The organism is Sulfurospirillum barnesii SES-3 (assembly GCF_000265295.1).
GTDB classification, from domain to species: domain Bacteria; phylum Campylobacterota; class Campylobacteria; order Campylobacterales; family Sulfurospirillaceae; genus Sulfurospirillum; species Sulfurospirillum barnesii.
Genome location: NC_018002.1, coordinates 315,164 through 327,410, shown reverse-complemented (window position 1 = coordinate 327,410; position 12,247 = coordinate 315,164). Strand labels below are relative to the sequence as shown.

At 34.9% G+C, this 12,247-nt stretch carries 11 protein-coding genes and 1 tRNA gene; 2 read left to right on the top strand and 10 right to left on the bottom strand.

Annotated features, from left to right (window positions below; all coding sequences use genetic code 11):
• Positions 1-53: 53 nt before the first annotated feature.
• From SULBA_RS01740 to SULBA_RS01715, 6 genes are all read right to left on the bottom strand, one after another.
• Complete coding sequence (locus SULBA_RS01740; RefSeq protein WP_014768554.1) at positions 54-263, bottom strand: hypothetical protein; 210 nt, start codon at positions 261-263, stop codon at positions 54-56.
• Entirely contained in the window at positions 260-1,258 is a 999-nt protein-coding gene (locus SULBA_RS01735; RefSeq protein ID WP_014768553.1) for a virulence RhuM family protein, read from the bottom strand. Before SULBA_RS01735 ends, SULBA_RS01740 begins: the two co-directional genes overlap by 4 nt.
• Positions 1,259-1,559: 301 nt before the next feature.
• A complete protein-coding gene (locus SULBA_RS01730; RefSeq protein WP_014768552.1) occupies positions 1,560-3,758 on the bottom strand; it encodes a DEAD/DEAH box helicase in 2,199 nt (732 codons plus the stop codon).
• Positions 3,755-4,678, bottom strand: coding sequence for a HamA C-terminal domain-containing protein (locus SULBA_RS01725; protein ID WP_014768551.1), 924 nt, complete (start codon positions 4,676-4,678; stop codon positions 3,755-3,757). Before SULBA_RS01725 ends, SULBA_RS01730 begins: the two co-directional genes overlap by 4 nt.
• A gap of 15 nt (positions 4,679-4,693) precedes the next feature.
• Positions 4,694-5,035, bottom strand: a complete 342-nt coding sequence (locus SULBA_RS01720) for a P-loop NTPase family protein (protein ID WP_041671753.1) — start codon at positions 5,033-5,035, stop codon at positions 4,694-4,696.
• A gap of 283 nt (positions 5,036-5,318) precedes the next feature.
• Positions 5,319-5,393: transfer RNA gene (locus tag SULBA_RS01715), tRNA-Asn, on the bottom strand.
• A 164-nt stretch (positions 5,394-5,557) separates the two neighbouring features.
• Here SULBA_RS01715 and SULBA_RS01710 point away from each other — a divergent pair.
• Both SULBA_RS01710 and SULBA_RS01705 read left to right on the top strand, forming a co-directional pair.
• Complete coding sequence (locus SULBA_RS01710) at positions 5,558-6,505, top strand: TAXI family TRAP transporter solute-binding subunit (protein ID WP_014768550.1); 948 nt, start codon at positions 5,558-5,560, stop codon at positions 6,503-6,505.
• 65 nt (positions 6,506-6,570) lie between these two features.
• Positions 6,571-8,646 carry a TRAP transporter permease gene (locus SULBA_RS01705; RefSeq protein ID WP_014768549.1) on the top strand — a complete coding sequence of 692 codons (2,076 nt, stop codon included), beginning with the start codon at positions 6,571-6,573 and terminating at the stop codon, positions 8,644-8,646.
• A 23-nt stretch (positions 8,647-8,669) separates the two neighbouring features.
• On the opposite strand, the gene SULBA_RS01700 is transcribed toward SULBA_RS01705, so the two are convergent.
• From SULBA_RS01700 to SULBA_RS01685, 4 genes are read right to left on the bottom strand one after another with little or no spacing between them, the layout of a single operon-like run.
• Positions 8,670-9,581, bottom strand: a complete 912-nt coding sequence (locus SULBA_RS01700) for a radical SAM protein (protein WP_014768548.1) — start codon at positions 9,579-9,581, stop codon at positions 8,670-8,672.
• A 52-nt stretch (positions 9,582-9,633) separates the two neighbouring features.
• Entirely contained in the window at positions 9,634-10,656 is a 1,023-nt protein-coding gene (gene hemE / locus SULBA_RS01695) for a uroporphyrinogen decarboxylase (RefSeq protein WP_014768547.1), read from the bottom strand.
• A complete protein-coding gene (locus tag SULBA_RS01690; protein ID WP_014768546.1) occupies positions 10,656-11,165 on the bottom strand; it encodes a YqhA family protein in 510 nt (169 codons plus the stop codon). Before SULBA_RS01690 ends, hemE begins: the two co-directional genes overlap by 1 nt.
• Positions 11,165-12,193: an aspartate-semialdehyde dehydrogenase gene (locus SULBA_RS01685; RefSeq protein ID WP_014768545.1), complete on the bottom strand. Its 1,029-nt coding sequence runs from the start codon at positions 12,191-12,193 to the stop codon at positions 11,165-11,167. Before SULBA_RS01685 ends, SULBA_RS01690 begins: the two co-directional genes overlap by 1 nt.
• Positions 12,194-12,247 lie beyond the last annotated feature (54 nt).

Genomic DNA, 12,247 nt, shown 5'->3' with positions numbered 1-12,247 from the left:
CGTCCTTTAAATTTTCTGCGATAGTATAACACGCATTGGGGTGCGTTAATGTGTTAAAAAATAAGCGTATTTGTATTTTGAGTAGCACCAATAACGCTAAAATGATGCGTCATGAAATCGTGTGTATCAAAAGGTACTTCACTCCCATCAGGAAACAATCCCCACACCAAATCCCCCACGATGTTGTCCATTTTCAAACCGTACATCACCTTGATAGTGCCGTTGTTATTTTGGTACATTAGGATGTGTGTTTTATGATTCATCGTTTCTTTACTTTCGCTTCAAGCTGTTGTAACTCTTCAAGGTCTTGATTGTCTGCTTCGATAGCTTCGTATTTTTTTCGTTTTTCATCAAACGTTTCATAAACAGATTCAACCATTTTTTTCATCTGTTCATTACTAATGCTTCCATGCCCTTTGAGCACCTCTTTGTCATTGAACGCTATAATGCGGTCGATATTTTCTCTCCAAAACTCCATCGTTATATCTTGACGGTTTTTAGCTCTTAGTTCTGCTGTTTCTAAAAACACGATAACGAAACGATTGAGACTATCTAGCTCATCGACGCTTAGGTAATTTTTGGCGATGTATATATCAACTTTGCGAACTTTAGAACTTTGAAAACTTGTAAGTGCCATATTTGAACGTGTAGCATCCGCACGGCTTGCGATAATCTCAGCGGCTGTTTGTCCTGTAATAGCAAAGAGTAGTTTATTTTGAGCCTCAGCATAAAATAACTGTGTGGCTTTATCGCTGGCATCATAGTCGCTACTCAGTGCAAAAAGCTCTCGCACTTTTTGATAAAATCGTTTTTCAGATGCTCGTATATCTCTGATGCGTGCAAGTAATTCATCAAAATAATCAGGTTTACCATCAGGATTTTTAAGCCTCTCATCATCCATCACAAAACCTTTGACCATGTACTCGCTCAGGTTTTTGTTTGCCCATTGACGAAACTGTGTTCCTCGTTTGCTTCGCACTCTAAAACCAATGGCTAAAATCATCTCCAAAGCGTAGTGAGAAACAGAATAATTTTTTCCATCACTGGCAGTTGTCAAGTATTCCTTGACAACTGAATTTTGCGCCAGCTCTCCCTCTTCGAAAATATTTTGAATATGTAAACTTATATTTTGTTTTGAGGTCGCAAAAAGCTCCGCCAACTGCACTTGGCTAAGCCACGCCGTGCCGTCTTTGGCAAGAAGCGAAACGGAAGCTCTACCGTCTGCGGTGTTATAGATGATGATGTTATGTTCGCTCATTGTCACGTTCCTTTTTTTAACAACTACTTTACTCTTAATTGCTCCATTGCTTTGAAAAAATTTCAATATGAAATGCTTTACAACGCAATAATCACCACACCAAATTTCTTTGCGTCACCTTCACTTAAAGTGGGTTTACATGTAAAGGTGTTTATGAACCATGTGCTTCAAAATTAGCCTCTAAATTTAACCATTCATCAATTTAAAGTTGCCTGTCCCCCCTTCGGATTTGTACTTTTTCAGCCAAAGGGATTTTGGGCATTGGATGGCTTTTGTATAGAGGGATTTTGAGAGGATCATGTTAATTTACATTATTCAAAATTAAATTTCTTTCATACGCCAATAAGCTAGGCTCATTGTATAGTTTTTTAGTGCTTATTTCATTAAGGATATTATTTTCATCTATATCTTTAGAAATTTTTTGTTTGATTTTATTAATAGCAGAAGAAGGAATGCCATATTCTAATAGAATTGTTAGATTCTCATTAAGAAAATCATTTTCTAATATAGTGGCTAAACCTAAATAATTTCCAGGTTTTACACCATTTATTTCACAAACATACTTTTGTAGTTCATTTACAACTTGCAACCATTTCGGTGCTTTATATGTAATCCAGTGTTTATAAATTTGTAAACAGTCTAAAATTGCTTTTTCATGAATTTGTGCATCTGTTAATAATTTATATTCTTTTTGCCATGTCTGCTTTTGCTCTGTTCTATTCTTTTTATAATCTTCTATTGTATCTTCAATAAAATCTTTCATATTTTTGTGATTAAGATAATTAAGTATTTTATACGATAAGTGACCATATGTTTTTATTGACATTGACTCTTTAGGTTTTTTAAGTGTATCCCAACATAAAGAAAAAACATATTCTAACTTTGGATAAGTTGGTTTAGTCCAAAAAATCAATTCATACTTTGTATGGATATCTTTTTTTAATTGTTCGAGTATTCGCTTTTGCCCAAATACTGAAACTCTATTTTTTCTAATTATCTCTCTTTCTTTTTCATTTATACTTTGAATTTTTAGATATGTTTCTGATTCATGATTTAAAATGTCATTACTATCTAAATTGATCAATATTTCAGGTATTTTTTTAGGTTCATTTTGTTCAAAAAATGGCATATCAACAATAAATGTTTCTTCCAAAGGAGGTAAATAGAAATTATAAATTTTTCCTATCAAATGTTCCATCATCCTTCCCGCACGACCTTTGATATTCTTATAATCGAAATAATCTATTTTATGTGGGCCTTTTTTATTACTAAAAACGATAATATTTTTGGTATTTGTATTTACCCCTTCAATTATTGTAGAAGTACAAAATAAGAAATTAATTTTACTTTCATTGAAATATTCAATTATTGAACTTGTAATATGCTTTTGTAAAGCACCATCATGAATTCCAATTTTATACTTTAAGCACTCAATTAATGACCATTGATTATGCATATATAGTTCAAGCCATTGAATTATTGGCAAATCAATATTTTTTTGGAACTTTTGTTCAATCAAAAATTGTAAAAATCTATTTGATAATTCTCTGACCATTTTAGGAGAAGAACAATATATTAAATTTTGCTCCGATTTTAAAGAAAATAATAAATTAAATAAAGCTATTTCTTTTTCTTGTTTTACAATACCAATATAATCATCGTTCGTTTGCTGTTCAACTAATGAAAAATTCGTTGGATAGAATTTTTCATTATAATGCTCTTCAAAACCTTCTGATATGCCATCTATATTTGGCCCTAACATATAAAATTTAGCATTGTATTTATTATATAGCTCATAAAATGCAATATTTAATTTATCAAATCTTTCATCATCTCTTTTTTGACTCAATTTATAGAACTCATCTATTATGAAAAAATCTATATCCGTAAAATAATTATATTCAATTACTCTTTCTGCAGTTAATAAAAATATATTTCCTTTATCAAGATCAGGTTTTTGAGATGTTTTAATAACTATCTTATATTGATTTGAATACTTTCTTAATTTTTTTCTTGTCTCATCAAGCAATGCCAATGTAGGTTGAATAATTACAATATTTTTATATTTCTTACTTGCCACTATTTCTTCAATTAATAAGCTTTTCCCAAAACTGGTAGGCGCACTAACTATTAAATTTTTTTCACTGTTTAGCATATCATTAACAATTTTTTGCTCTTCATGAAAATAATAATTCAAATGATTTGATAAATGAAATTCTTTTCTTATTTGACCCGCAGTTTGAGTTAAAAATATTTTATCCTTAAATTTTTCCAAGTAAGGATAAAACCCCGCTGTTTCTAATATATCAGCCCATACCTCGTATGTTGAAATATGTATTTTCCCCCAATATTCTAGAACATAAATTATAATTTTTCTTCCAATATACTGTTCTGTTTCAGAAGCTAAATATCTCATACATACTTTTGACAACTCAAAGCATTCATCAAAACTAAGTTGTTTTTCATTTATGATTTTTTCAATATATTTTGACTCATTCAACTTGATAGTCCTTGTAAAGTATGTAATCTTCTATGAAGATTTTTAACTAATTCATTTTTGTTTTTAACAGGAAATAGAATTAATATAATATTGAGTTTCGTTTTGAGTGGATGCGAATTATTATCATCAAAATATTGTTTTAAAGTTCTCATTTCTTTTTCGTATTCTTTTAAAAAATCTTTTTGATTATATGTGTCGCTTGTATATACGCATAATAAAGGAATTGTAACTGAAGTAAGAATATCTTTTAGGCTAGTATTTTCATTCATTAAATTAAGCCAATATTTTTTTTCGGGTATATCATCATAGGGCTTTATTTTTTTAGATATGATGTTAAATTCATCATTTAGATAATCTTTTTTTAAATGTTCTAAAATATCATTAATTAATTCTTTTATTCCTGCTTTACCATCTGTATATAATTTAGACTCCCCAAGCCATAAAGATTGAGTTTCTGGTTCAATATGCACCGCGTCAAAGCCATGAACTGTAAAAGAGTAGGAATCTTTGAAATAAATTTTAGATAGTAATGGAATCGTATTATGAAAATCTCTTAATAACATATGCAAAATCAATTCTCCAAATTCACCTCTGCTTAGATATTTTTTGGTAGATTTAATAGAATCAATATCTTTTCCTTCTTCATAAAGCTGTCTTACCGTTTCAAAATCTTTAATCTTATAGATTGATTTAGCGGCATCACTTAATTTAGAAATAATTTGAGTATGACTTATCTTTGATGCCTCGTTAATTCCAAAGGCAAATTCTAAAAGAACTTCTTGTAAAATTTTGATTAAATCATTACATCTTACAAATTCATTACCACTATCATCGAAATCTGTTCCAATAAAATAAGTACATAAATCAACTTCAGAAATATGATTACATAACACCTTGTCCGAATTAAAAATAGTACTCATTAATTTTCTCCATTATTAAAGTTCCCCAACTCTCTCAAACATCTCTTTTATCTTCATCTCATGACTTATCAAAAATATCTGGCTGTACTGTTCTTTTATGGTATGAAACGCTTCTAATATTTCCATGCGTCGGTTTTCGTCTTGACTTCCGAAGACTTCATCGAAGGCTAAAAACCAAGCGCTATTTGCAGTGTTAAGTTTGCGCAGTGTTTTGGAGAAGACGATGCGAAGCATTAAGTTGATAAGGTCTAGTGTATGCTTTGTGAGTAGCGCAACTTTTATAAGGGTGAAGTGAGGGGAATAGGAACTATGAAAGAAATCGCCTAAATGCGTGTCCGAAAAATGAATCAACTTCACGGTGCTTCTTTGTGATTATTTCTTTCGATTATAGCCAATATTATTACAGCTTAGAAAAAATTTGTGATGAAAAGGAAAGGATGTGGGGAGATTGGAAAAAAAGAAACGCTCGAATGGGCAGTTCGAGCGTTGATATAAAATTTATAGATTGTTCACAAAAAGGAGGTTTTTGTCTTACAAGTGAAAGTATAGGGGATTAACTTAAATGATAAACTAACAGTTATTAAACAAATCATAAATCAATGTGAGAAAGAAAAATTTTTAAAGGGAAATTTAAAAAGAGTGGCTCCGAATGCTGGATTCGAACCAGCGACCAAGTGATTAACAGTCACCTACTCTACCGCTGAGCTAATTCGGAACACCTGAATGAGGTCGAAATTATAGTAAAAAAATATTTGATTGTCAAGAGATTTTATAAAAAAAAGCCCTAAAAGATAAATTGCTCATTTTTACATCATACCATTCAAGAAAAAGTCAGTCAAAAAAAGATACTATTATAACCTATACTAATAAGGAGTTATCATGAAAAGGCAACTTGCTCTATTAACACTTGCTGGGGCGTTAAGCGTTCCAATGTTTGCGGCTGAGTTTATCACGATTGGGACAGGTGGCGTTACAGGAACGTACTATCCAACAGGTGGTGCCATTTGTCAAATGGTCAATAAAAACAAAAAAAGCACAAACATTCGTTGTTCTGTTGAATCAACAGGTGGTTCCGTTTACAATGTAAATACCATTAAAGCGGGTGAACTCGATTTTGGTATTGCTCAAAGTGATACAGTCTATCAGGCATTTAAAGGCGAAGAGAAATTTAAAGATTCTCCTGTTCCTGAGCTTCGAAGTGCTATTGCCATTTATCCTGAACTCTTAGCATTGGTTGTTAGCAAAAAATCGGGTATTGAAAAGATTACGGATGTTAAAGGCAAAAAGATCAACATGGACTCTCCAGGTTCTGGTACAGCAATGACCGCAGATGTTGTGTTTAATGCGTTTGGTATTAAACGCTCTGATTTAGCGCTGACCAACGAGTTAAAATCAAGCGAAGGTCCAACCATGTTACAAGATAACCATATTGATGGTTACTTCTTTGTTGCAGGTCATCCAACAGCGAATATTAAAGATGCGGCTAATTCGCTTGACATTAACATTGTACCAATTGAGGGAACACAAATTGATGCATTGGTTGCAAAATACCCTTACTATGCAAAAGGCACTATATCTGGTTCTTTTTACAAAGGTGTACCTAATGACGTTCCAAGCATTGGTGTAAAAGCAGTATTGGTTACAAGTACAAAAGTAAAAGATGATGTCGTCTATCATGTGGTAAAAACCATTCTAGATAACTTTGATAAATTCAAAGAGCTTCATCCTGCATACAAAACCATCACCAAAGAGAGTCTCCTTGAGGGCTTAAGTGTACCACAACATCCAGGTGCAATTAAAGCATTTAAAGAGGCTGGACTCCTCTAATTTTTTTACATGTAAGGCTTGAAAGAGCCTTACATGAGTTTACTTACTCTATAAAGGTTACGCTATTGAAGACATTAACACAAAGATTGGATGACGAGAAGCTCATCAATGAATTTGAGGGACAAAGAGACTTTGAAAAAGGTAGTTGGCAATACTGGCTTATTTCAGTCATTGCTTTTTCATGGTCGCTCTACCAACTCTACATTGTTTTAGACCCAGGTAATAGTGCACACGTTAGGTCTATTCACCTTGCTTTTGCCATCATTCTTGCTTTTTTGATACACTCTATGTATAAAAGCGTTACGCTTAAATCAAAAATTACATGGTATGATTTTTTAATTGCCCTCGTAGGGGTTACCGTAGTTCTCTATCAGTGGTATGCTTATAGAGACTTAGCGATGCGTTCAGGTGCGTGGACACAGATAGATGTGATTGTAGGGGTTTTAACAATTCTCACTGTACTTGAAGCATCACGTAGAGTTATGGGGCTTCCTTTAATGATTGTTTCCATCATTTTTCTTGCGTATGACTATTTTGGGCCATATCTTCCTGATTTGATTGCCCATAAGGGTGCTAGTCTTAATAAAATTGTCGGTCAAATGGTCTTAACAACAGAGGGTATTTTTGGTGTGCCGCTAGGCGTTAGTGCTAGTTTTGTCTTTTTGTTTGTTCTCTTTGGTGCCTTGCTTGATAAGGCAGGGGCTGGTGAGTATTTTATAAAACTAGCGTACACTCTTTTGGGTCGTTTTGATGGTGGTCCTGCAAAAGCTGCGGTCGCTTCTTCTGGACTAATGGGTGTTATTTCAGGCTCTTCCATTGCCAATACGGTGACCACAGGAACCTTTACCATTCCCCTTATGAAACGTCTAGGCTTTAGCGCACACAAGGCAGCGGCGGTTGAGACAGCTTCTTCGGTTAATGGTCAATTGATGCCCCCTATTATGGGAGCGGCAGCGTTTATTATGGCAGAATTTTTGGGGCTTGATTATACGGACGTGGTGTATGCGGCATTTATTCCTGCGTTTACTTGTTATTTTGCTCTCTTTTATATTGTGCATTTAGAGGCTAAAAAGCAAGGGATTAAGGGAGAAGACCAAAGTGTTTTAGGACGTGCATTTCCCCTCTTTTTAAAAGGTTTACACTATTTTATTCCTATCTTCTTTTTGATGTATACACTGATTATTTTAAGACAATCCGCCCAAAGTGCTGCTTTTAGTGCCATTATGTTTTTAATGGTCATTATGGTGTTTCAAAAACCCTTTAAGGCATGGATGAATAAAGAGAAATTAACTTTATCTGTCTGTTTGGAAGGTTTTTCTGATATTGGTATCGGTATGGTTAATGGTGGCAAGAACATGGTTTCAATTGCCATTGCGACTTCTGTTGCGGGTATTATTGTGGGTTCTGTCACCCTTACGGGTATTGGGCTTATTTTATCTGAGGTGATTGAGCAGTTATCAGGTGGCTATATCTTAGCAATTTTATTTATGACAGCCATTGTTTCTTTGATTTTGGGTATGGGACTTCCAACCACGGCAAATTACATCGTTATGGCGTCACTCACTGCACCTATTATTGTTGAATTAGCGGGGAACAGCGGTATTATTGTTCCTTTGATTGCAGCGCATATGTTTGTTTTTTACTTTGGTATTTTAGCTGACGATACACCGCCTGTGGGTATGGCAGCGTACGCTGCTGCTGCGATTGCCAAGAGTGATCCTATTGTCACAGGTATTCAATCGTTTATTTATGATATTCGAACAGCGGTCTTGCCATTTATGTTCTTTTTCAATAATGAGCTTTTATTAATTTCTAGTGTCAATCCTGAAGATCCCAATGACCCTTCATCGTGGGTATGGATCAGCAATCCTATAGAAATTTTAGTGATTTTTACAGGAGCCGTTTTGGGTATGTTTGCCTTTACCTCTGTAACGCAAAGCTATGTCTTAATGAAGATTCACACGGTTGAGAGAATTTTACTGATTTTAGTTGTTCCCTGCATGATGCTTCCTAAAATCGTTGCAACCCATTTAGCGCTTCCATCGCATTATCTTGCCTATGCAATTGGATTAGCACTTTATGGTGTGGTTTATATGGGTCAACGCATTAAGTATAAAAAGAAACTCGCTCTTGCAGCTTAAGTAGTAGTGGGTTTTAAAACCCACTAACGTACTTTATAAAAATTAACCCCTGCAATATTCTTTACATGTAATACTTTTTTATCGACTAAATCTTTTAAAAAAATCAAACTCTCTTCATCAAAACAGAGCTGAATATCTTCAAAACTTTGAGGTCTTCGTTTGAGTAAGTCTAAGATTTCAACGTGTGTAAAATGGCGCTTTTGAGGAATATAATTTTTTTTATATGCAATACAAACATCTAAATTTTCTAAAAGGTTAGCAAGTTCAACCAATCGCTCAATGCTCACCCCTTGTACATCATAGGCAGGAGGTCTGTCAATGGTTCCAACATCAATACGGTTAGGTTGAATTTCACACAGTATCTTGTGCAATGCTTTAAACTCTTCCTCCGTGTCGTTAAGCCCTGCAACGACTAAAATTTCAATGACCAAATCACCTTCAAAGTGCGCCCTAAACTCTTTCATTCCCTCAATAATATCTTCTATGCAAATGCTCTTATGCGGTCTATCTAAGCGTTTAAAACAGTGTGAACTCACACAGTCTAAGGAGAGCTTAACGATGTCAAATTTTGAAAGTGTTTTTTGTATATGAGGGTTATGAATAGTAGCACCGTTGGAGAGAATGAGCAGTTTATGTTCTTTTTTTATTTTAATAATTTCATCGACTAAGGTATCTAAATATGGATAGAGCGTGGGTTCGCCATTGGCAGTTAAGGTGATAACATCAATGTGTTCATGCTTTTGTAATGCCTCTTTTAGAGCGTCTACAATTTCTTCAACCAAAGGTGCCTTTTGCGACTTGATAACTGTTTTAGCCCCTTTGAGCTCACAGTAGAGGCAATCAAAGTTGCACTGTTTTGTATCAGGACTTAAATCAATCCCTAACGATTGCCCAAAACGTCTGGAAGTAATGGGACCGAAAATCAAAGAACTCATGGAAAATCCTTACATGTAAAAAGAGGTTTGCCCTCAAAAAGAGGGCAAAAGGTTAGAGTTTAGTGCGAGTTTGAACTTGTTTTATAAAATATTTAGCGTGTTCTACAGGAATATCAGGCAGGATACCATGCCCTAAATTAAACACATGGCGCTCATTTTTCATCACCTCAATAATGTGTGAAATGCCTGCATCAATCGCCTCTTTACTGTAAAGACGTGTCGGTTCCATATTGCCTTGAAGCACATATTTATGCCCTAGTTTCTCTTTAGCCAACTCCATAGGTGTTGACCAATCCACACCAAAAACATCAAATTCACCATCAATTTTATCGAGGTATCCACTGATACCTTTAGGAAATAAAATGACAGGAACGTGCGGATATTTGCCTTTAAGATAAGCACTGATCTCTTTCATATACGACCAGCTAAATTCAAAATACGCACTCTCTTCAAGCGCTGCTGCCCATGAGTCAAAAATCATCACAACATTCGCACCACTTTGAATCTGGCGCTCCATATAGCCTTTTAATACTTCTGTTACTTTAGCCAACAAGGCATGCATAAAAGCAGGGTCAGAATAGATAAGCTTTTTAACCAATGCATACGTTTTAGTGCCTTGACCTTCAATCATATAGGTCGCCAGTGTCCAAGGAGCACCACAAAAACCAATGAGGGCTTTATCCGCAGCGAGTTTTCCACGAATACGTTTTATAGTCTCATAAACATACTCTAAACCATCAATTGCTTTTTGAACATCAAGTTTATCAAGATCAGTTTGATTTTTAATGGGATGTGAAAAAACAGGACCTTCCCCTTTTAAAAACTGAAGCTCCATACCCATCTCTAAAGGAACTACCAAAATATCGCTAAATAAAATGGCTGCATCCACGCCTAAAATATCAACAGGTTGAAGGGTTACTTCACAGGCTTTTTCAGGGTCTTTGCACAAACGTAAAAAGTCTCCTGCTTGCGCACGTACTTGCATATATTCAGGCAAATAACGCCCTGCTTGACGCATCATCCACACAGGTGTATAGGGCGTTTTTTTACCCAAACACGCATCAACAAAAATCATTAGTGTTTTCCACCTTTATGTAAAAAATAAAGCCCAAGTGAAAGGGTAGCAATCGAAATAGAAAAATAGAGCATCTCTAAAGCACCCTTATATTCTGTATGCAAAATACGTTGAAAAAAGCTCACAATCAATACCATCACAATTACTTTAGCAATTTTATCTTTTAGCTCATCCAAGGAGCTCACATAGAGTATTTTATCGCCACCGCTCCCTTTTGCCACATCAATATCAGAAACAAAAAGTTCGTAAATACCAAACCCAAAAATAAGTAAAACAACTGCAATGAGGTATAAATCAATGGCACCAATGATTTCAGCCACAATATCCGCATGAAAATTCTCAGGATGAACACCTTTGAAAAAGTAGGCATATGTTTCTAAAACAACATGATACAAATCTGCACTACCAATGAGAAAAAGTGCAAATGCTGACAAAATGCTAAAAATCACAGCTAAAAGGATAATAAGCCTGCTTGACCACAATCCTTTTTCAAAAAATTTCTCTATCATTACGCCTCTTCTAGTTTAATCCATTTTTGTGCAATTCTTACCGCATTAGTCGCTGCACCCACACGAATTTGATCGGCAACACACCATAAATGAAGCACGTTATCACGGTTAATGTCTTTGCGAATTCTTCCCACATACGTATCATTTGTATCGGTTGAAATAATTGGCATGGGGTACTCTTTTTTCGCTGGATTATCAATGACGATAACATTCTCAGCATTTTTAAGCGCTTCAATCGCTTTGTCTAAATTAACATCTTTTTCAAAATGAATGGTAATGGCTTCAGAGTGACTTCGCATAACAGGAACACGTACACATGTTGCGCTGATTTCCATCTTTTTGCCTAAGATTTTTTGAGTCTCATTGACCATTTTCATCTCTTCTTTGGTGTAAGCATTGTCCATGAAAACATCAATATGCGGAATAACATTGAGTGCAATTTGATGTGCAAAGGTTTTAGGCTCACACTGATCTAGTTTGAATGCAAAAAAATCTTGCATTTGATTGACCAATTCTTCCATACCACCTTTTCCTGCACCACTCACCGCTTGATAGGTCGCAACGTCCACACGTGTAATATTAAACAATTCATCCAAAGGTTTTAAAACTTGTACCATTTGAATGGTTGAGCAGTTTGGATTGGCGATAATACCTTTATTTTGCCATTGCTCAATATCATTTGGATTGCACTCAGGAACCACCAAAGGAACATCCGCATCCATTCTAAAATGGCTGGTATTATCAATGACTACAGCGCCTGCTTCGGCAGCATATGGAGCATAATGTGCTGAAATATCACCCCCTGCGCTAAAGAATGCAATTTCAACATCATTCTCTTCAAATGCCTTTTCAGTCAGCTCAAGCACTTTATAGGTTTTACCTTTTAGCTCAACGTCTAGACCAACACTTTTGCTACTTGCAAGTGGAACTAGCGTATTGATTGGAAAATCAACCTCTTCTAATACACGCACCAACTCTTCACCCACGGCACCCGTAGCTCCAACGATGGCTACATTGTACTTTTTCATTTCTCTTACCTTGTTTTTTTATCTGAGACTTTTTTAATAACCTAATAGTAGGGT